The 20,475-nt window shown below is 62.4% G+C and carries 19 protein-coding genes; 7 read left to right on the top strand and 12 right to left on the bottom strand.

Translation table 11 applies throughout. The annotated features are described in order from the left end of the window. Positions 1-91: 91 nt before the first annotated feature. The 6 genes from ilvC to mrcB all read right to left on the bottom strand — a co-directional run bounded on the left by ilvC (position 92) and on the right by mrcB (position 7,246). Positions 92-1,108, bottom strand: coding sequence for a ketol-acid reductoisomerase (gene ilvC, locus OSW16_RS03930; RefSeq protein WP_012312686.1), 1,017 nt, complete (start codon positions 1,106-1,108; stop codon positions 92-94). Positions 1,109-1,162: 54 nt separating this feature from the next. After that, on the bottom strand, positions 1,163-1,654 hold the full coding sequence (ilvN, locus tag OSW16_RS03925; RefSeq protein WP_003250040.1) for an acetolactate synthase small subunit: 492 nt from the start codon (positions 1,652-1,654) through the stop codon (positions 1,163-1,165). Position 1,655: 1 nt separating this feature from the next. Next, positions 1,656-3,380 carry an acetolactate synthase 3 large subunit gene (locus OSW16_RS03920; protein ID WP_241803816.1) on the bottom strand — a complete coding sequence of 575 codons (1,725 nt, stop codon included), beginning with the start codon at positions 3,378-3,380 and terminating at the stop codon, positions 1,656-1,658. A gap of 414 nt (positions 3,381-3,794) precedes the next feature. Next, positions 3,795-4,121, bottom strand: coding sequence for a YqcC family protein (locus OSW16_RS03915; protein WP_241803817.1), 327 nt, complete (start codon positions 4,119-4,121; stop codon positions 3,795-3,797). Next, the gene (locus OSW16_RS03910) at positions 4,121-4,909 is read right to left on the bottom strand and encodes a tetratricopeptide repeat protein (protein ID WP_324288814.1); all 789 of its coding nucleotides are present in this window, start codon (positions 4,907-4,909) and stop codon (positions 4,121-4,123) included. The genes OSW16_RS03915 and OSW16_RS03910 overlap by 1 nt, the downstream gene beginning before the upstream one ends. A 15-nt stretch (positions 4,910-4,924) precedes the next feature. After that, the gene (mrcB, locus tag OSW16_RS03905) at positions 4,925-7,246 is read right to left on the bottom strand and encodes a penicillin-binding protein 1B (protein ID WP_267820888.1); all 2,322 of its coding nucleotides are present in this window, start codon (positions 7,244-7,246) and stop codon (positions 4,925-4,927) included. A 117-nt stretch (positions 7,247-7,363) separates the two neighbouring features. On the opposite strand from mrcB, the gene OSW16_RS03900 reads away from it, so the two are divergent. Together OSW16_RS03900 and OSW16_RS03895 are read left to right on the top strand one after the other, a co-directional pair. Continuing rightward, positions 7,364-8,926 (top strand): AAA family ATPase, encoded by a 1,563-nt coding sequence (locus OSW16_RS03900; protein WP_267820886.1) that lies wholly within the window; start codon positions 7,364-7,366, stop codon positions 8,924-8,926. 178 nt (positions 8,927-9,104) lie between these two features. Further along, a complete protein-coding gene (locus OSW16_RS03895) occupies positions 9,105-9,383 on the top strand; it encodes a TfoX/Sxy family protein (protein ID WP_241803821.1) in 279 nt (92 codons plus the stop codon). Between the two features lie 200 nt (positions 9,384-9,583). Here the strand turns inward: OSW16_RS03895 and OSW16_RS03890 are convergent, their stop codons facing one another. From OSW16_RS03890 to OSW16_RS03875, 4 genes are read right to left on the bottom strand one after another with little or no spacing between them, the layout of a single operon-like run. Continuing rightward, positions 9,584-10,471 (bottom strand): ChaN family lipoprotein, encoded by an 888-nt coding sequence (locus OSW16_RS03890; protein WP_267820883.1) that lies wholly within the window; start codon positions 10,469-10,471, stop codon positions 9,584-9,586. A 12-nt stretch (positions 10,472-10,483) separates the two neighbouring features. Next, a complete protein-coding gene (locus OSW16_RS03885; RefSeq protein ID WP_267820881.1) occupies positions 10,484-11,251 on the bottom strand; it encodes a heme ABC transporter ATP-binding protein in 768 nt (255 codons plus the stop codon). Beyond that, positions 11,251-12,234, bottom strand: coding sequence for a FecCD family ABC transporter permease (locus OSW16_RS03880; RefSeq protein ID WP_241804118.1), 984 nt, complete (start codon positions 12,232-12,234; stop codon positions 11,251-11,253). The genes OSW16_RS03885 and OSW16_RS03880 overlap by 1 nt, the downstream gene beginning before the upstream one ends. 50 nt (positions 12,235-12,284) lie before the next feature. After that, positions 12,285-13,169, bottom strand: a complete 885-nt coding sequence (locus OSW16_RS03875; protein WP_267820879.1) for a heme/hemin ABC transporter substrate-binding protein — start codon at positions 13,167-13,169, stop codon at positions 12,285-12,287. Positions 13,170-13,317: 148 nt separating this feature from the next. Here OSW16_RS03875 and OSW16_RS03870 point away from each other — a divergent pair, with 148 nt between their 5' ends. Beyond that, positions 13,318-13,635: a Rieske (2Fe-2S) protein gene (locus tag OSW16_RS03870; RefSeq protein ID WP_267820877.1), complete on the top strand. Its 318-nt coding sequence runs from the start codon at positions 13,318-13,320 to the stop codon at positions 13,633-13,635. On the opposite strand, the gene sfsA is transcribed toward OSW16_RS03870, so the two are convergent. Both sfsA and OSW16_RS03860 read right to left on the bottom strand, forming a co-directional pair. Next, positions 13,625-14,338, bottom strand: a complete 714-nt coding sequence (gene sfsA / locus OSW16_RS03865) for a DNA/RNA nuclease SfsA (RefSeq protein ID WP_267820875.1) — start codon at positions 14,336-14,338, stop codon at positions 13,625-13,627. The genes OSW16_RS03870 and sfsA overlap by 11 nt on opposite strands. Further along, positions 14,338-15,510 carry a pyridoxal phosphate-dependent aminotransferase gene (locus OSW16_RS03860; protein WP_241803827.1) on the bottom strand — a complete coding sequence of 391 codons (1,173 nt, stop codon included), beginning with the start codon at positions 15,508-15,510 and terminating at the stop codon, positions 14,338-14,340. Before OSW16_RS03860 ends, sfsA begins: the two co-directional genes overlap by 1 nt. A 210-nt stretch (positions 15,511-15,720) precedes the next feature. Between OSW16_RS03860 and dksA the strand changes: the two genes are divergently transcribed. The 4 genes from dksA to OSW16_RS03840 all read left to right on the top strand — a co-directional run bounded on the left by dksA (position 15,721) and on the right by OSW16_RS03840 (position 20,475). Continuing rightward, entirely contained in the window at positions 15,721-16,167 is a 447-nt protein-coding gene (gene dksA, locus OSW16_RS03855; RefSeq protein WP_267820872.1) for an RNA polymerase-binding protein DksA, read from the top strand. A gap of 64 nt (positions 16,168-16,231) precedes the next feature. After that, entirely contained in the window at positions 16,232-17,119 is an 888-nt protein-coding gene (gene gluQRS / locus OSW16_RS03850; RefSeq protein ID WP_267820870.1) for a tRNA glutamyl-Q(34) synthetase GluQRS, read from the top strand. 220 nt (positions 17,120-17,339) lie between these two features. Continuing rightward, positions 17,340-17,516, top strand: coding sequence for a hypothetical protein (locus OSW16_RS03845; RefSeq protein ID WP_003250005.1), 177 nt, complete (start codon positions 17,340-17,342; stop codon positions 17,514-17,516). After that, positions 17,500-20,475 (top strand): sensor histidine kinase, encoded by a 2,976-nt coding sequence (locus OSW16_RS03840; RefSeq protein WP_241803830.1) that lies wholly within the window; start codon positions 17,500-17,502, stop codon positions 20,473-20,475. The genes OSW16_RS03845 and OSW16_RS03840 overlap by 17 nt, the downstream gene beginning before the upstream one ends.

Below are 20,475 nucleotides of genomic sequence, written 5' to 3'. Positions count from 1 at the left end.
ACGGCAGGCCACTGGTCTGCTTTATACCAGAAGCTGAATGCCAGAACGAAAAAACGCGGCCGAAGCCGCGTTTTTCATCATTCGATAAGACTCAGTTCTTGGTCTTGTCGACGATTTTGTTAGCCGAGATCCACGGCATCATCGAACGCAGTTGCTCGCCGATGACTTCGATACCGTGAGCGGCGTTGTTGCGACGCTTGGCGGTCATCGATGGGTAGTTGGTGGCGCCTTCGGAGATGAACATCTTCGCGTACTCGCCGTCCTGGATGCGCTTCAGAGCGTTGCGCATGGCCTTGCGGGATTCTTCGTTGATGACTTCGGGACCGGTGACGTACTCACCGTACTCGGCGTTGTTGGAGATCGAGTAGTTCATGTTGGCGATACCGCCTTCGTACATGAGGTCGACGATCAGTTTCAGCTCGTGCAGGCACTCGAAGTAGGCCATTTCCGGCGCGTAGCCAGCTTCCACCAGGGTTTCGAAACCGGCTTTGACCAGCTCGACGGTACCGCCGCACAGAACGGCCTGCTCACCGAACAGGTCGGTTTCGGTCTCGTCCTTGAAGGTGGTTTCGATGATGCCGGTGCGGCCGCCACCAACGCCCGAAGCGTAGGACAGGGCGACGTTCTTGGCGTTGCCGGAGGCGTCCTGGTAGATAGCGATCAGGTCAGGGATACCGCCGCCTTTGACGAACTCGGAACGCACGGTGTGGCCCGGGGCCTTCGGCGCGATCATGATCACGTCGAGGTCGGCACGTGGAACGACCTGGTTGTAATGGATCGAGAAACCGTGGGAGAAGGCCAGGGTGGCGCCCTTCTTGATGTTCGGCTCGATTTCGTTCTTGTACAGAGCGCCCTGGAACTCGTCCGGAGTCAGGATCATGACCAGGTCGGCAGCAGCGACGGCGGTGGCAACATCGGCCACTTTCAGGCCGTGGGCTTCAGCCTTGGCAACGGTAGCCGAACCTTTACGCAGACCGACGGTAACGTCTACACCAGAGTCCTTCAGGTTGCACGCTTGAGCGTGGCCCTGAGAACCGTAACCGATGATGGCGACTTTCTTGCCCTGGATGATGGAAAGGTCGCAGTCTTTATCGTAGAAAACTTTCATGAAATACCCCTGGTTATATCTCGGCCCCTACGGAGCCATCGCTAATTTTTGAATTCAGATGCTGAGCACTTTGTCGCCACGGGCAATGCCGGTGACGCCACTGCGCACGGTTTCGAGAATCGATGCAGTGCCGATGGCCTGGATGAAGCTGTCCAGTTTGTCGCTGGTACCGCTGAGCTGCACGGTGTACACGCTGGCGGTAACGTCGACGATCTGGCCACGGAAGATGTCCGTGGTGCGCTTGATCTCGGCACGCTGGGCACCGGTGGCCTTGACCTTGACCAGCATCAGTTCACGCTCGATGTGAGCGCTTTCCGACAGGTCGACAAGCTTGACCACTTCGACCAGCTTGTTGAGGTTCTTGGTGATCTGTTCGATCACTTCATCATGGCCAACGGTGGTCAGCGTCAGACGCGACAAGGTCGGGTCTTCGGTAGGCGCCACGGTCAGGCTTTCAATGTTGTAGTTGCGCTGGGAGAACAGGCCGACCACGCGGGACAGAGCTCCGGGTTCGTTTTCCAGCAGCAGGGAAATGATGTGCCGCATATCAGGTACGCTCCGTCTTGCTCAGCCACATGTCACGCATCGAGCCATCCTTGATCTGCATCGGATAGACGTGCTCGGTACGGTCGACCGCGATGTCGATGAACACCAGGCGGTCCTTCATCGCGAAGGCTTCCTCGAGCTTGGGCTTGAGGTCCTTCAGGCTGGTGATGCGGATACCCACATGGCCATAGGCCTCGGCCAGCTTGATGAAGTCAGGCAGCGACTCGACATAGGAGTGCGAGTGGCGGCCGTTGTAGGCCATGTCCTGCCACTGACGGACCATGCCCAGCACGCCGTTGTTCAGGTTGACGATCTTCACCGGCAGGCCGTACTGCATGCAGGTGGACAGCTCCTGGATGTTCATCTGGATGCTGCCTTCGCCCGTCACGCAGGCCACGTCCTGATCCGGGAAATTGAGCTTGATGCCCATGGCCGCGGGGAAACCGAACCCCATGGTGCCCAGGCCACCGGAGTTGATCCAGCGGTTCGGCTTGTTGAAGCGGTAGTACTGCGCCGCGAACATCTGGTGTTGGCCGACGTCGGAGGTGACGAAGGCATCGCCGTTGGTCACTTCGCACAAGGTCTCGATGACGGTCTGCGGCTTGATGACGCTGCCGTCGCCCTTGTTGTACGGGAACAGGTCGCCATTACCGCGCCATTCGTCGATTTGCTTCCACCAGGCATCGGCCGCGGCCTTGTCTGGCTGCTCGCCGATTTCCTTGAGGATGCCCAGCATCTCGCTCAAAACGCTGTCGACCGGGCCCACGATCGGCACGTCGGCCTTGATCATCTTGGAGATCGACGCAGGGTCGATGTCGATGTGAATGATCTTGGCATTCGGGCAGAACTTGGCCGGGCCATTGACCACGCGGTCATCGAAACGCGCGCCGACCGCGAAAATCACATCGGCATTGTGCATGGCCATGTTGGCGGTGTAGCTGCCGTGCATGCCGAGCATGCCCAGGAACTGGCGGTCGGTACCCGGGAAGCCGCCAAGGCCCATCAGGGTATTGGTGACTGGCAGGTTCAGCGACTTGGCGATTTCGGTCAGCGCTTCGGAGCCGCCACCGAGGATCACACCGCCACCGGCATAAACGATCGGACGCTTGGCAGCCAGCAGCATCTCGGCAGCCTTGCGGATCTGGCCGGAGTGGCCACGCACTGCCGGGCTGTAGGAGCGCAGCTTGACCTTCTTCGGGTAAACGTATTCGAACTTCTCGGCCGGGTTGGTCATATCTTTTGGAATGTCGACCACGACCGGGCCTGGGCGGCCGGATTGCGCCAGGTAGAAGGCTTTTTTCAGGATTTCAGGGATCTCGGTGGCATGTTTGATCATGAAGCTGTGCTTCACGATCGGCCGCGAGATGCCGATCATGTCGGTTTCCTGGAAGGCATCGGTACCCACCATGGTGCTAGGCACCTGGCCGGACAGGATGACCATCGGAATCGAGTCCATGTAAGCGGTGGCAATACCGGTGATGGCATTGGTCGCGCCCGGGCCGGAGGTTACCAGCACCACACCGGCCTTGCCGGTGGCGCGGGCGTAGCCGTCCGCCATATGGGTAGCGGCCTGCTCGTGACGAACCAGGATGTGCTCGACTTCCGGTTCTTTGAACAGGGCGTCGTAAACATGCAGGAGAGCACCACCAGGGTACCCGTAGATGTGCTTAACGCCTTCGTCACGCAAGAAGCGGACGACCATCTCAGCGCCAGATAAAAGCTCCACGTTGTTCACCTCTAAAACGCCAGAATACCGTCCCTAGTGGACGGGTCTTAATAGGTTTACTGCCAAGCAGAGCATGAGCGAACGTCAGCACTGACTGAGCAAGTATTGGGAGCGCCCCAGAGTGTTGCGGGGTTATCCCACCCAGCGCGAGGTAACGCGTTGCGGGGTGTAACAGGTCGGCGCGGGTGTGCGCCTCATGATCTGCTTAGCGGGTCTGCTTCTGGCAGTCCCTCTAAAGCGGAATCTGGATTCTTGTGATTTGGCGGCTACAAGTCAAGAAAAATTATTGCCAATTTTTCCTAAAGATGAATTCCAGCCACCACTAAAAACCGACACTGCAGCAGAAAAAATAACATTTACACAAAAAAGGGCCACAATCTGCGGCCCTTGAAGGAAAAATAGAAGAAATCAGGCTCAACTCGCGATCAATCGATCGAACTCTGCCAGCAGGCGCCGCAACTCACGACTCTGCTCCGGCCTGTCGACGAACACCGTCTCGGCCATCACCAGAATGCCCGAGGCGTTGGGCAGCGGTTGACCCAGCTCGATGATGATCTTCATGCGCGGCAGGAAGATCCACTGCAACCACTGCTCGAAGCTCATGCTGTCCACCGCAAAAGGCACCGTGCTGGCCAGCGCCTCATCGCTTGGCGGCTCGTCAGCCCACCACCCCTGCACGATCAACTCACGCTCGATGAGCAGCAGGTGGTCAGCGATATCCAGAATGCGCTGCTCGATCATCATGAGTTGACCCGCGCTTTCTGCCGGGCCAACGCGGCGCCAGCGCTGTCGCCCTGCTTCTCACGAGCCTGGGCAATGGTGTTCCACAGCTCGGCCTGAAGGTCAGGACGGCCATTGGCGTAAGTCAGGGCACGGCGCGCCAACTGCTCGGCCTGTGCTGCATCGCCTTGGGACAGGCGCACCTGCGCCAGACGGAACAGCACCTGCGGCTCGCGCGGGGCGATGCGTTGGGCGCGCTCCAGGCTTGAGGCTGCACCGTTGAAGTCGCCGCTGCCCTGTTGCGACTGGGCAGTGGTCAACAGGGCCAGCACCGGACCATCGAGCTGCTCGTCAGCCGACAGCCCACCGGATGCCGCACTGCTGCGCGGAATGCCGGTTGGCGCGCTGGCAGCGGCCGAGGCACTATTCATCGACGCGATGTCGAACGGTTCGTCGGCGATCGGGTTGGGGTTGGTCTCCATCGGCGCAGATGTGCCGGGGCCAGGGGTAATCGGCGTGGTGCTGATCGGTGCCACGCCATTGCCTGCGGGGAACGTCTGGATGCCCGTGGCACCGGCGCCTTGCGGAATCATCACGGTCACGCCGGAGTCCTCGGGCAGGGTTTGCGCTTGCGAGGTGCCGTTGTTGATGCCGGCCGCCGAGCGGTTGGCCGTCACCCGTTCGCTGTTGGACACCCGAGTGCTCGAGTCCACGACCGGGATGTTGCCACGCTGAACGCTGGAACAGCCCTGCAGCACCACCAGTGCCGTCACGGCAGGAAACCACCACTTTTTCACTTCACACCTCATCAATGCTGCCAGGGCTTAATTCATCCAGCCTTTGACCCAGTCCATGACCGATTCTGCCGGATTTTGCTCGCCGCCGCAGATTGCGCCGGCGGGCGGTTCGCTGCCGCGAATATACGGCATCTGCACCGCTCCCGGACAGCTTGCGTCGGAGCCCTGCCCACTGTAGGGGTCGATCCAGGCCTGTACCACGTTGTCTGGTTGCGGCATGTCCAGCGGCAGCGGGTCAGCCTTCTTCATGAAGCTGGTCCACACCTGCAGAGCACCGGTGGCGCCGGTGAACGGCGTCTTGCCGTTATCGTCACGGCCCATCCACACCACCGCCAGCAAGTCCTGGCTGAAGCCAGAGAACCAGCTGTCACGGGAGTCGTTACTGGTACCGGTCTTGCCCGCCAGCGTCAGCGACCTGGGCAGCACGTTGTACACGGAGCGGCCGGTACCTTCGCGCATCACCCGCTGCATCGCGTTCTGCACCAGGTAGATAGAGCCCGGGTCGAAGGTTTGCTGGATCTGGAACGGGTAACGCTTGAGCGGCTCACCTTCGGCGGTGAGCACACTGCGGATACCGCGCATCGGCGTATTGAAGCCGCCGTTGGCGATGGTCTGGTACATCGTCGCCACCTGCATCGGCGACATGCCACCGGCCCCCAGCAGCATTGCCGGGAACGGCTGCCAATCGACATTGACCCCGAGCCGGCCGATGGTCTTGATGACGTTGGGCACACCTACTTCCAGGCCGATCTTGGCGGTCGACAGGTTGTAGGAGTTGGCCAGCCCCTGGTACAGGTAAATGGTGCCATGCGGGCGGCGATCGTAGTTCTGCGGGCGCCACACTTGGCCATTGGCGCCCTTGACCGAAAACGCCTCGTCCTGCACCCAGCTGGTCAGGGTGTACTTGCTCGGCTGCTCCAGCGCGGTGAGGTACACCGCTGGCTTGACCAGCGAGCCAATCGGCCGCACGGCATCGATGGCACGGTTGAAGCCGGCGAATCCGGCCTGACGGCTGCCGATGAGCGCCTGCACCTCACCGGTTTCCGGGTTGGTCACGACCATCGCCGATTCGACCTCGTCAGCGCCTTTGCGCCCTGCCAGACGCTTGAAGGTCTCATTCATCGAGGTTTCGGCCTTCATCTGCAGGATCGGGTCGAAACTGGTGAAGATGCGCAGGCCTTCTTCAGTAAGGTCCTCGTCGCGATAGTCCTGGCGCAGCTGACGCTTGACCAGGTCGAGGAAGGCCGGGAACGAACTGTCGGCCAAGCTGCCCCGCTTGGTCACGCCCAGCGGCATCTTCTTGGCCGCATCGACCGCCTCCTGGCTGGCAACGCCCTGCTCGGCCACAAGGTCCAGGACCAGGTTACGCCGCGCCAGGGCCCGCTCGGGGTGGCGACGCGGGTTGTAGTAGGACGGCCCCTTGACCATACCCACCAGCAAGGCGATCTGGTGCAACTTGAGTTCCGACAGCGGTTGGCTGAAGAAGAACTGGCTGGCCAGGCCAAAGCCGTGCACGGCGCGCTGGCCATCCTGGCCGACGAAGACCTCGTTGAGGTAAGCCTCGAGAATTTCGCGCTTGTCGTAGTGCATCTCCAGCAGTACGGCCATCATCGCTTCAGTCAGCTTGCGGGTGAGGGTGCGTTCGCTGGTCAGGTAGAAGTTCTTCACCAACTGCTGGGTCAGGGTACTGCCACCCTGGCGCATGGTACCGGCGGAGGTGTTGACCCACAAAGCACGCGCGATGGACTTGGGCGACACGCCGAAGTGGCTGTAAAAGTCTCGGTCTTCGGTTGCCACCAGGGTTTCGAGCAAGTACGGGGGCACCTGATCGATCTTGATCAGGATGCGGTCCTCGAGGTTCTTCGGGTAGATGCCGCCGATCATCAACGGCTCGAGGCGCACCACATCCAGCTTGGCATTGTTGGCGCCGGACAGCCCGGCAACGTAGTCGCCGGAGAAGCGCACACGCACGAACTGCGCGGGTTCCATCCCCTCATAGAACTGGAAGCCGCGGGTGTTGAGGTCGACGGTATTACCGTTGACAGCCGCAGCGCCCGGGCCATTGGCCGCGCTTTCCCGCCGGTAGCCGAGGGCATCGAGTTCGGTGAGGAAGTCGTTCTTGCTCAGCTTCTGGCCGACGAACAGCTCCAGCGGCCGGGCGTATACCTTGGCCGGGATGGTCCAGCGCTTGCCGGAGAACTTCTCCTGGACGACAGCATCGAGGTAAACCGCGAAGCCGGCAACGATCACCAGGCCGACCAGGCTGAGCTTGAACGCCCAGCCCAGCCAGGCGCGCGAGCGGCCGGTCGGGCGTTTCTTAGGGGTACGGGAATTTCGGGTTCGAGTCATGGCGGCGGATTATACGCACTTTGTAAAGGCTGGGCAGGCGCCCTCTGGCGGTATGCAGGGACGGCACCATTGACCATAATGGCGCCTTCGAATTCCCTGCCCCCGGAAGGATTTCCCGTGAGCCAAGCCTTGATCACAGCGTTGCAGAACCCCGCCCTTTACCCTCACCCCGTGGACGGGTTCCAACTCATCGAGACGCACATCTCCTGGGTCCTGCTCACTGGCGAATACGCCTACAAGATCAAGAAGCCGATGAATTTCGGCTTCCTCGACTTCACCGGGCTCGATCAGCGCCAGCATTTCTGTAACGAAGAGTTGCGCCTGAACCAGCGCCTGACGGACGGCCTGTACCTGGAAGTGCTGCCGATCACTGGCAGCGCCGAAGCCCCGCAGCTTGGCGGTGAAGGCGCTGCGATAGAGTACGTACTGAAAATGCGCCAGTTCCCGCAGGGGCAGATGCTCAACACCCTGCAGGCCAACGGCGAACTCAATGCCGGCCACATCGACCAGATGGCCCGGCAGATCGCAGCATTCCACCTGCAGACCCCGAAAGTGCCCGCCGAGCAGCCATATGGCTCACCTGAAAGTGTCATGGCCCCGGTCGAGCAGAACTTCGAGCAGATCCGTCCGTTCCTCAGTGACAAGGCCGACCTGCAGCAGCTGGACAACCTGCAAGCTTGGGCGCGCAGCAGCTTCGAGCGCCTTGAAGGCCTGTTCGCGGCGCGCAAGGCCAATGGCTTCACCCGCGAATGCCACGGCGACATTCACTTGGGTAACGCCACCGTGATCGATGGCAAGGTGGTGATCTTCGACTGCATCGAGTTCAACGAACCGTTCCGCATGACCGACGTCTGGGCCGACACCAGCTTCCTCGCCATGGACCTGGAAGACCGCGGCCTGAAATGCCTGGCGCGGCGCTTCGTCAGCCAGTATCTGGAGCTGACCGGCGACTATGAAGGCCTGGAAGTGTTGAACTTCTACAAAGCCTACCGCGCCCTGGTCCGCGCCAAGATCGCCCTGTTCAGCATGCCGGCCAATGCCGATGGCGTGCAGCGTGCCACCAGCCTGCGCACCTACCGCAACTACGCCAACCTGGCAGAAAGCTACAGCGCCATCCCTTCGCGCCTACTGGCCATCACCCATGGCGTATCGGCCGTAGGCAAGAGCCACGTCGCCATGCGCCTGGTCGAAGCCTTGGGCGCTGTGCGCGTGCGCTCGGATGTGGAGCGCAAGCGCTTGTACGGTGAACAGCAACACGCCCAAGCAGGCCAACTGCAAGCGGGCATCTACGACAACGATGCCAGCACCGCCACCTACCAGCGCCTGCACCAGCTTGCCGCGACCATCCTGCGCGCAGGTTTCCCGGTAGTGCTCGATGCTACCTACCTCAAGCGTGAACACCGCAAAGCTGCCGCCGAAGTCGCGAACGATACCGGCGTGCCATTGCTGATCCTCGATTGCCAGGCACCTGAGGCGGTCATCGCCAGTTGGCTGGAGCAGCGCCTGGCGGACAACAACGACCCGTCGGACGCCACCCTGGAAGTGGTCAAGGCGCAGCAGGCCAGCCGTGAGCCGCTGGATGAAGTGGAACGGCAGCAGAGCACGCGCGTTGATACTCAGGATGCCAGCAGCATGGACCAGGTGATCGACCAGATCCGCCAGCGTTTGCCAGGCCTCTAAAATCAGCTCGATTCGGGCCGGCTAATGGCCGGCCCGAACACCTCCCCCCGGCGCAAACAGGGCATCTCGTCGCCCCCGATGGCAAAAGGCCGCGCATTTTCCAACCCCCGCTACACTCCTCTCTGACCTGCTCGCGATTTATCCCCTAATACCCGTTCAGCCATCGCCAGGAGGCTCGATGAACGATGAATTGCAGCATCTGAAGAATCTTGGAAAGACCTCCGCGCAGTGGTTACATGCGGCCGGTATCCACAGTGCATCGGATTTGCGTCGGCTCGGCGCGGTAGGTGCTTACCAGGCCGTGAAAACCCGAGGGTTCCGGGCGTCGAAGGTGTTGCTGTACGCCATTGAAGGCGCGCTGCTGGACATGCACTGGAACGATTTGCCGGCCGAGCGCAAGCAAGCGCTCAATCAACAACTCGATGCGAAATGCCCTACGCAAAAAAATGCGAAATAAACATCAGATGGGGATTGACTCGATAATGAGAATCGTTATGATTATCACAACTGGTCGCGAGACTGGTTGGATAAGCTGAAAGCCCCTGGTTCGGACTCTCAGATTATCTCCTCATCAGGCTAATCACGGTTATTGACCCGGCATTTTTTGCCGGGTCTTTTTTTTTGCGGCTTGCCACTGCCTCGTGAACGCCCGCACGCCTAGTTACGCAACGGTGCGCAATAATCCTGCTCCGGCATCGCCGCCGTATACCAGACATAATCTGCCATCCCCGCGTCGACCTGCTGACCAACCTCGGCCAACAACAGCACCTTGCTCTGCCCCTCTGCCCCCAGGTCGGCGAGGTGCAACGGCACGCCCAAGTCCTTGCGTACGTGGAATGCACCGGCCAGCAACAGGGCAGGCTGCGGCGCCGAGAGCAGCCGCTGGGCAATGCGCCGGTCACGTTGTTGCTGAACGGCCAGCATCGCCGGCAACTGGCTCGCGGGGAGCAAATCACAGTGCCCGGCCCTCACCTGCTCGAGCAATGCTGCCTTCACCTGTGGCGCATTGGACTGCGCCCCCGGCACCGGCGTCGCCAGGCGATAGGCCTGGCGCATTTCGCCAACCGACAGGTTGGCGGCCAGAAGGGGAACATGGCTGCCCAATGCTTCACGTACGATCGGCCCGTACAGCTGCCAGTCCCAGCCCTCCTGCCACGCCAGGGCCTTGGGCAGATCTTGCGGCAATGTGGCCTGGGCTTGAACCGCATCGACCCGAGCCTGCTGCTCCGGTTGCAGCATTTCCAGAAGCAGGCTGCCTTGGGGGCGCCGGGCCTGCATGGCGCGGATCAACCAAAGTTGCAAGGCGTGATGGTCTGCGTTGTCATGCTTTTCGCCTACCAGCACTCGCGGTACGCCAGCCAGGTCCTGCACCAACTGTTCAGGGCTGATGACCTTGCCGCTGGCCAGATCGTGGATTTGCCCCAGTTCTGCGCGGTCACGCCCTTCGCTACTCTGCCAGGCGGGTAGCGGCGGCACGCTGGCTTGGCAGCCCCCCAGCGCAAACAACACGCCCAGCAGCGCGCCAGACAGTAAGCAATGATGCATGGGCAACGCCTCCTAGCGGGTGATGATCAGCGGATGCCCCCGTTCCGGATGGGCCTGTACCAATACGTCTATGCCGAAGACGGCCTTCAGCGCCGCGGGCGTCAACACCTCTTGCGGCGAGGCCAGAGCATGGGTACGGCCCCCTTCGAGCAACAGAATACGATCACAGTAGCGCGCCGCCAGGTTCAGGTCATGCAGGATCACCAATACCGCTGCGCCGCGGTCGGCAAAACTGCGCACAGCTTGCAAAGTGGTGTGCTGGTGCAACGGATCGAGCATCGAGGTCGGCTCGTCAAGCAGCAGCGTAGCCCCCTCCTCACCCGGCCACAGCTGCGCCAGTACGCGGGCCAGGTGCACACGTTGCCGTTCCCCGCCCGACAACGCCAGGTAACTGCGCCCCAGCAGGTGGCAGGCATCTGCTGCATGCAGCGCTGCCTCAACGATCTCAGCGTCACGCACTTGGCCGCTGTCATGGGGCATTCGCCCCATGCCGACCACTTCCTCGACCCTGAACGCAAAGCCCAGGCTGGACACCTGCGGCAACACCGCCAGGCACCTGGCCCGCGCCTGCCCGTCCCAGCTGGCCAACGGCCGGCCCTGCAACGTCACGCGCCCTTGGCCGGGCGCCAGTTCGCCACACAGCACGCCCAGCAGGCTGCTCTTGCCTGCACCATTCGGGCCGAGCACACCCACCACCTGGCCCGGATGCATTTGCAGATTGAGGTCATGCAGTACTTCATTCCCACCACGGCGCAGGTAAAGGCCCTCGACTTGCAACATCAACTGCGCCCTCTGATCAACAAAACCAGGAAAAACGGCGCACCGATAAAGGCCGTGACGATACCGATCGGCAACTCGGCCGGCGCCAGCGCCAAGCGCGCCACCAGGTCGGCGAGCAGCATCAGCACGCCGCCAGCCAATAGCGATGCGGGCAACACCACGCGGTGATCAGGCCCGGCCAGCAAGCGCACCAGGTGCGGTACCACCAAGCCGATGAAGCCGATAAGCCCCGCCGCCGCCACGGCCGCGCCCACACCCAGGGCCGTGCAGAACACCAGCTCGCGCTTGAGCCGCTCCACCTCGATACCCAGGTGCCGCGCCTCGGACTCGCCCAGCAGCAAGGCATTGAGCGCCCGCGCCCGGCGCGGCAACCACAGCGCGACGCCTGCGGCCACGATCAGCAACGGCCACAGGCGGTCGTAGCTGGCACCGTTGAGGCTGCCCAGGTTCCAGAAGGTCAGCGTACGCAGGGTGGCGTCGTCGGCCAGATAAGAAAACAGGCCGACCGCCGCGCCCCCCAGCGCGGTCATGGCTACACCGGCCAGCAACATTGTGGCCACATTGGTCTGCCCATCGCGCCGCCCTAGACGATAGACCAGCGCGGTGACCGCCAGGCCGCCGATAAAGGCGCACAGTGACAACAAGTAAGGCGCAAAAGCCTCAGGCAGGCCGCCAAACCAACTACCGCCAACGATAGCCACTGCAGCGCCCATGGCTGCCCCGGCGGATACGCCCACAAGCCCAGGGTCGGCCAGCGGATTGCGAAACAACCCCTGCATGGCCACACCGCACAGCGCCAGCACCGCCCCCACTGCCAAGCCCAGCAGCGTGCGTGGCAGGCGAATCTGGCCCAGGATCATTTCGGCCTGCTGCAGGCCTTCGCCGTCGATGCGCAGCCCCACTAACCGCAGGCCCGCGCGCAAGGTATCGAACAGCGGCAAGCTCACAGGGCCCAGGGCGAGGGACAGCCATACCGCCAACAGGCACAGCAGGCTCAGGCAGATAATCAGTGTACGTGGCTGCACGCGCTGCTTCATTGCGTGAGGCTGACCTTTGCCGCCGGGTAGAAGGCAGCCGCCAGGTCTTGCAGGGCCTGCGGCAAGCGCGGGCCAAGGCCGCCGACCAACAGGGTTGGGTCAAGTGGCACCAGGCGCTGGTCGCGTACCGCTCGGGAGGCGGTCAACGCCGGGTTTTCCTTGAGCAGTGCCTGCAGGGCCTGGTCGCCGACCAACGCGCGATCGGAGAACACCACGACATCGGGGTCCAGGGCCGCCAATGCTTCATTGGAGAAGTTCTTGTATCCCTGATGCTCGGCCAGGTTTCGCCCACCTGCCTGACGCAGCAGCCAGTCACCTGCGGTGCCCTGCCCGGCAATCAGCGGTTTCGCCCCCGCGTGGCCGACCAGCAACAGCACACCCGGCGCTTTGTGGCTGGCCTGTGCCTGCTTGACCTGCATCTGCAACAGCTCAAGCTGCTGATGATAATCAGCGGCGAGTTGCGCGGCCTTCTGCTCGGCGCCGAGCAAAACACCCAGCTGCTTGAGGTTTGCATCCACGGCGGCGAGGTCCGCCTTGCTGGAGAGCAGCTCCACCCGAACCCCGGCTTTGCGGATTTGCGCAAGCACAGGTGGCGGCCCCATCTCTTCTGTGCCGACCAGCACATCCGGGCGCAAGCTGAGGATGCCCTCGGCGGACAACTGGCGCTGGTAACCGATACTTGGCAGGGCCTTGAGCGACTGAGGATGCTGGCTGGTGGTATCCACACCCACCAGGCGCGGCTCGCCGCCCAGGGCGCTGACCCACTCGCTCAATGCGCCGCCAGCACTGACCCAGCGCTGTGGCAAATCGGCGGCCAGCGCCTGGGTGGAAGCGACCAGGGCTGCGCACAAGGCAAACAAGGCAGCGGGACGACGCATCATCGGATTCCTTCTGAAGGCGAGCCACACGCCTTGTGGCGAACGGCGGAACTGCGCACCATAGACAACCGGGCGCTGCGATTGCGCGCAATTTGATAATTATTCGCATTGGCGCGTCAAGCCATCACATGTCTCACGAGTTTTCCTGCACATGCACTTCCTTTGTACTTCCGCAGCGCTGGCCGAGGGCCATAGCCGCGCCTTCAGGGTAGACGGCATCGAACTGTTCGGCGTGCGTCGCCAGGGCCAGGTGCATCTGTATCGCAACCGCTGCCCGCACCGGGGGATCCCCTTGAACTGGCAGGCGGACGCATTTCTCGATGACAGTGCAAGCCTCATTCACTGCGCCCATCACGGTGCGCTGTTCCTGATAGAAAATGGCGAATGCGTGGCAGGCCCCTGCGAGGGTGATGCGCTGCAGGCCCTGGACTGCCTGGAAGACAGCCAGGGTATCTGGCTCAGGGGTTGACCAACACCGGTAGCGGGCGGTCGATGACGATGTGCCCGGCATCCAGGCGCACGCCATAGGCCAGCACCTCTACCCCATCCGCCACGGCGGCACGCAGCGCCCGGGCATAGGCTGCATCGATCTCGTCGGCCGGACGCACCGCTTCGATGCCCGTCAGGTTCACACAGTACAGCTGCACCGCACGTATGCCTTGCCGGGCCAGCGCCGCAAGTTCGCGCAGGTGCTTGGCACCGCGCTGGGTGACGGCATCCGGGAAAGCGGCCACTGCCGTATCCGGGTACCCCAGTGTCACGCTCTTGACCTCGACATAAGCCGGCCCGTGGTCGAACTCCAGGCGAAAGTCCACGCGGCTGCCCTCTTCACCGTAGGCCACCTCACGCTTGAGTGCAGTGAAGCCCGCCAGCTCTTGGATCACGCCCGCGCGAAGCGCTTCCTCGACCAGCGCGTTGGCCCGCCCCGTATTGATGCAAGCCAGCCGCCCCTGAGGCGTCTCGCTGATTTCCCAGGTGCCCGGCAACTTGCGCTTGGGGTCGTTGGAGCGACTGAACCAGACCTGCCCGCCCTCACGCATGCAATTGAGCATGGAGCCCGTGTTGGGGCAGTGGATGGTCAACTGCTCGCCATTGGCCAGCTGGATGTCCGCCAGGAACCGCTTGTAGCGGCGCAGAAGCCGCCCTTGTTCGAGTGGAGGAAAGAACACCATCAGCCCTGCCAGCTCCGCAAGCCACGGGCGATGCGCTGGACCGCCTCCTCCAGCCGCGGCAGGCTCTGGGTATAGGCAAAGCGCACATGATGCCCTGCCAGGTGGCGGCCGAAGTCCAGGCCCGGAGTGAACGCCAGGTGCTCGGTTTCCAGAAAATGCTGGCAGAAAGCAAAGGCATCGCCGCCAAAGGCACTGATGTCGGCATATAGATAGAACGCGCCCTGCGGCTCCACGGCAATGCCAAAGCCCAGTTCGCGCAGGGCGGGCAACAGGTAGTCGCGACGGCGGGCAAACTCGGCGCGGCGCGCTTCGAAAATTGCCAGGGTTTCAGGTTGGAAACAGGCCAGTGCAGCGTGCTGGGCCATGCTCGGCGCGCTGATGTACAGATTTTGCGCAAGCTTTTCCAGATCGGCCACGGCCTCAGGCGGTGCAACCAGCCAGCCAAGCCGCCACCCGGTCATGCCGAAATACTTGGAAAAACTATTCAGGACGAAAGCCGAATCATCCACTTCCAGGACGCTCGGCGCGTCCATGCCGTATGTCAGCCCGTGGTAGATCTCGTCCACTACCAAGTGGCCATTTCGTTCGCGGGTGGCCTTGGACAAGCTGGCCAGCTCATCACGCTCCAGCACGGTACCGGTGGGGTTGGCTGGCGAGGCGACCAGGGCACCGACAGTGTCCTGGTTCCAGTGCCGGTCCACCAGATCGGCGGTCAATTGATAGTTCACCTCAGGCCCGACAGGTACCAGTTGCGCCCCACCTTCGACCAGTCGCAAGAAGTGACGGTTGCAGGGGTAGCCGGGGTCTGCCAACAGCCAGTGCTTGCCTGGGTCGACCAGCAGGCTACTGGCCAGCAGCAGCGCGCCAGAGCCCCCCGGAGTGATCAGAATGCGTTCGGGGTCTATCGCGACGCCATATCGCTGGTCGTAAAAGCCGGCAATCGCCTCACGCAGGGCCGGCAGGCCACGCGCGGCGGTGTAGCGGGTATGCCCGGCGGCCAGCGCCGCCTGGCCTGCTTCGACGATAGGCGCGGCGGTGGTGAAGTCCGGCTCACCGATTTCCAGGTGGATCACATCATGACCGGCCGCTTGCAGCTCGTTGGCCCGCGCCAGCAACGCCATGACATGGAAGGGTTCAATGGCGCGGCTGCGCGCACTGTAGTGGTGGGCCATTACCTTCTCTCAATTGGGTCTAAACTGGTGATTCTACCTTTGCACAGCACCGAACGTACGCCCCATGGCGCTGTCAACACGTAGGATCGGGCGGGCTAGCGCACCCCCGATCTATCTGGTAAGTTCGGCGGCTCGCAGTCGCAGGGCCGGCGGGTGCCGGAGATGGAGCATCCTGCGCATTGGATCAGATGAGTAAGAGGCGGTCTATTCATGTCCACCGTAGAAAAGCAAAAAACCGGTCAAACCATGTACGGTGTCGCGCCCTATAATGAGACCAAGGGCGAAGAGTACATGGGTGAGCCCATGAAGAAGCACTTCACCAAGCTTCTCAACGCCTGGAAAGGCGAGCTCATGCAGAGTGTGGATCGCACCGTAGACCACATGAAAGATGAAGCTGCGAACTTCCCGGACCCGGCCGACCGTGCCAGCCAGGAAGAAGAATTTGCTCTTGAGCTGCGCAACCGTGACCGCGAGCGCAAGCTGATCAAGAAAATCGACAAGACCCTGCAGAAGATCCAGGACGAAGAGTACGGCTGGTGCGAATCGTGCGGCATCGAAATCGGCCTGCGTCGGCTGGAAGCCCGCCCCACCGCGGACCTGTGCTTCGACTGCAAGGAAATCGCCGAGAAAAAGGAAAAGACAGTCGGCAAAGGCTGATCCTTCTCTCCTCCGAACGGGGCGCATCATGCGCCCCGTTTTATTTTCAGAAACACCACTGCCCATGAACGACTCGCGCTACATCGGACGCTTCGCCCCCACCCCCAGCGGTTTTCTGCACTTCGGCTCGCTGGTCGCCGCCCTGGCCTCCTGGCTTGACGCCCGCGCGGTCAATGGCCGTTGGCTGCTACGCGTGGAAGACACCGACCCGCCACGGGAAATGCCCGGCGCCCGTGATGCAATCCTGCAGACCCTGGAGCGCTATGGGCTGGAATGGGATGGCGAGGTGGTCTTCCAGAGCCAGCGCCACGACGCTTACGGCGCGGTGGTAGACCGCCTGTTCAACATGGGCCTGGCCTACGCCTGCACCTGTTCGCGCAAACAGCTCGAAGGCTACAACGGCATCTATCCAGGGTTTTGCCGCAACGCCGGGCATGCCCGTGAAGGCGCCGCCATCCGCCTGCGGGTGCCAGAACTGCTCTACCGCTTTACCGATCGCGTGCAAGGGGAGTTCCAGCAACACCTTGGCCGCGAGGTGGGCGACTTCGTGATTCAGCGCCGCGACGGGCTGTATGCGTACCAGCTGGCAGTCGTACTGGACGACGCCTGGCAAGGTGTTACCGACATCGTGCGCGGGGCCGACCTGCTCGACAACACGCCGCGCCAGCTGTACTTGCAGGAATTGCTGGGCTTTTCCCAACCGCGTTACCTGCACATTCCATTGATCGTGCAACCTGATGGGCACAAGCTGGGCAAGTCATACCGTTCACCGCCGCTTGAGGCTAATCAGGCAACGCCGTTGCTGTTGCGGGCGTTGCGGGCATTGGGCCAGGAAGCCGACCCTCAGTTGCTGACGGCAACGCCCGCTGAAGTATTGGCTGTGGCGCGCCAGCGCTGGCAGCCAGAAGCCATTGCACAGCGAACAACGGTGCCCGAGGCTGATTTGAAGTGAAGCATCACCGGCCCTAGCGCCGGCAAGCCGGCTCAACCGTTACTGTGCGCTACCTCGCGGCCAGCTGGCGCCAGGGCGAAATCGGGCAACCCACGTCTCAAAAACAAAAGCCCAATAATTTCAAACCCTTGGCGAACACCACCGATTCCCGCTAGCATCGCTCCAACCATTTGCGCCAATAATAAGTCCAAGCCCGCAGCGCCCAACCATCGAGGCCAGCATGTACATCTATCGTTTGGTCCTGCTTCTGGTCGTGGGGATCTACCTGTTCTCCCCGGCCATCATGGACTGGTGGATCGAACCGACCGGCGCCTGGTATCGCCCTTACCTGCTCTGGCTGATCCTGATCGTCGTCACTTTCATCCTGCAGAGCCAACGAGATGCCGATGAGCTTTAGCCTGACCCAGATGATCCTGATCAGCGCCGGGTACCTGATGGTGCTGTTCGGCGTGGCCTGGATCAGCGAGCGTGGGTTGATACCCCGTTCGATCATTCGCCACCCGCTGACCTACACCCTGTCGCTGGGCGTCTACGCCAGTGCCTGGGCTTTCTACGGCTCGGTGGGCCTGGCCTATCAGTATGGCTACGGCTTCCTCGCCTGTTACCTGGGCGTTTCCGGCGCCTTCCTGCTGGCGCCTGTGCTGCTTTATCCGATCCTCAAGATCACCCGCACCTACCAATTGTCGTCATTGGCCGACTTGCTGGCCTTTCGCTTTCGCAGCACCTGGGCCGGTGCGCTGACGACCATTTTCATGTTGATCGGGGTGCTTCCCTTACTCGCCCTGCAAATTCAGGCAGTGGCCGACTCGATCAGCATTCTCACCGGCGAACCGGTCAAGGCACGCGTGGCCTTTGCCTTCTGCGCACTGATCATCCTGTTCACCATCTTCTTCGGCTCGCGTCACATCGCCACGCGCGAAAAGCATGAAGGGCTGGTGTTCGCCATCGCCTTCGAGTCGGTGATCAAGCTGCTGGCGCTGGGCGGTATTGGCCTGTACGCCCTGTACGGCGTGTTCGGCGGCCCGCACGGGCTGGAAGTGTGGCTGCTGCAGAACCAGACCGCCCTGGCCGCGCTGCACACCCCGCTGCAGGAGGGCCCATGGCGCACCCTGCTGCTGGTGTTCTTCGCCTCGGCCATCGTCATGCCGCACATGTACCACATGGCCTTCACCGAAAACCTCAACCCGCGCTCCCTGGTCAGCGCCAGCTGGGGCCTGCCGCTGTTCCTGCTGCTGATGAGCCTGGCCGTGCCGCTGGTGCTGTGGGCAGGCCTGCGCCTGGGCGCCAGCACCAACCCCGAGTACTTCACCCTGGGCCTTGGGATCGCCGCCAACAACAAGGCGCTGGCTCTGCTGGCCTATGTCGGCGGGCTGTCCGCCGCCAGCGGCCTGATCATCGTAACCACCCTGGCCCTGTCGGGCATGGCGCTCAACCACCTGGTGCTGCCGCTGTATCAGCCGCCGGCCGAAGGCAACATCTACCGCTGGCTGAAATGGACCCGCCGCGCACTGATCGTCGCCATCATCACCGCCGGCTTCATGTTCTACCTGAACCAGAACACTCACCAGAGCCTGGCCAACCTGGGCATCGTCGCCTTCGTCGCCACGTTGCAGTTCCTGCCGGGGGTGCTGTCGGTGCTGTACTGGCCAACCGCGAACCGCCGCGGCTTCATCGCCGGCCTGCTGGCCGGCACCCTGGTCTGGATGGTGACCATGCTGCTGCCCCTGCTGGGCAACCTGCAGGGCTTCTACATCCCACTGCTGGACATGATCTATGTGCTCGACGACACCAGCTGGCACATGGCAGCGATCGCCTCCCTGGCAGCCAACGTACTGTTGTTCACGCTGATTTCACTGTTCACCAACGCCAGCAGCGAGGAGGTCAGTGCCGCCGAAGCATGTGCGGTGGACAACGTGCGCCGGCCCCAGCGCCGTGAGCTGCATGCAGCTTCACCGCAGGAGTTCGCCACCCAATTGGCCAAGCCACTGGGTGCCAAGGCTGCACAGAAGGAAGTCGAACAAGCCCTGCGCGACCTCTACCTGCCGTTCGACGAGCGCCGCCCCTATGCCCTGCGCCGCCTGCGTGACCGCATCGAGGCCAACCTCTCGGGCCTGATGGGGCCGAGCGTGGCCCAGGACATGGTCGAAACCTTCCTGCCCTACAAGTCTGGCAACGAGAACTACGTCACCGAAGACATCCACTTCATCGAAAGCCGCCTGGAAGATTACCACTCGCGCCTGACGGGCCTGGCTGCCGAACTCGATGCCTTGCGCCGCTACCACCGTCAGACCCTGCAGGAGCTGCCCATGGGCGTCTGCTCGCTGGCCAAGGACAAAGAAATCCTGATGTGGAACAAGGCCATGGAGGAGCTGACCGGCATCGCCGCCAAGCACGTGGTCGGGTCGCGCCTGGTAACCATCGATGAACCGTGGCGCGGCCTGCTGCTGGGTTTCATCAACGTACCCGATGAGCACTTGCACAAACAGCGCCTGGCACTGGACGGCCAGCCGCGCTGGCTCAACCTGCACAAAGCGGCCATCGATGAGCCCCTGGCACCTGGCAATAGCGGGCTGGTGTTGCTGGTCGAAGACCTCACCGAAACACAGGCCCTGGAAGACAAGCTGGTGCACTCCGAACGCTTGGCCAGCATCGGCCGCCTCGCTGCGGGCGTGGCCCACGAGATCGGCAACCCGATCACCGGCATCGCCTGCCTGGCGCAAAACCTGCGCGAGGAGCGCGAAGGCGACGGCGAGATCATCGAGTTGTCGAGCCAGATCCTCGAACAGACCAAACGGGTGTCGCGCATCGTGCAGTCGCTGATGAGCTTTGCCCATGCCGGCGGTAGCCACCAGAACAGCGAAGAGCCGGTGTGCCTGGCCGAAGTGGCCCAGGATGCCATCGGTCTGCTGGCGTTGAACCGGCGCAATTTCGAAGTACAGTTCTTCAACCTCTGCGACCCCGACCACTGGGCAGAGGGGGACCCTCAGCGCCTGGCCCAGGTGCTGATCAACCTGCTCTCCAACGCGCGGGACGCGTCGCCGCCAGGCAGCGCCGTGCGGGTACGCACCGAGGTCAGCGAGCACACCGTCGACCTGATCGTCGAGGACGAAGGCAGTGGGATTCCGAAGAACATCATGGACCGCCTGTTCGAACCTTTCTTCACCACCAAGGACCCTGGCGAGGGAACCGGACTAGGGCTCGCTCTGGTCTATTCCATCGTGGAAGAGCATTATGGGCAAATCACCATCGACAGCCCGGCCGACATCGAACGGCAACGTGGCACCCGGATCCGCGTGACCCTGCCCCGGCATGTCGTAGCGACGTCCCCTGAAATTCGAGACCGTCGAGAGAATTGA

Origin of the sequence: Pseudomonas putida (genome assembly GCF_026625125.1) — a bacterium.
GTDB lineage: Bacteria > Pseudomonadota > Gammaproteobacteria > Pseudomonadales > Pseudomonadaceae > Aquipseudomonas > Aquipseudomonas putida_X.
Note: the sequence above shows the minus strand (reverse complement) of the source record. Positions and strands in the feature narration are given on the sequence as shown.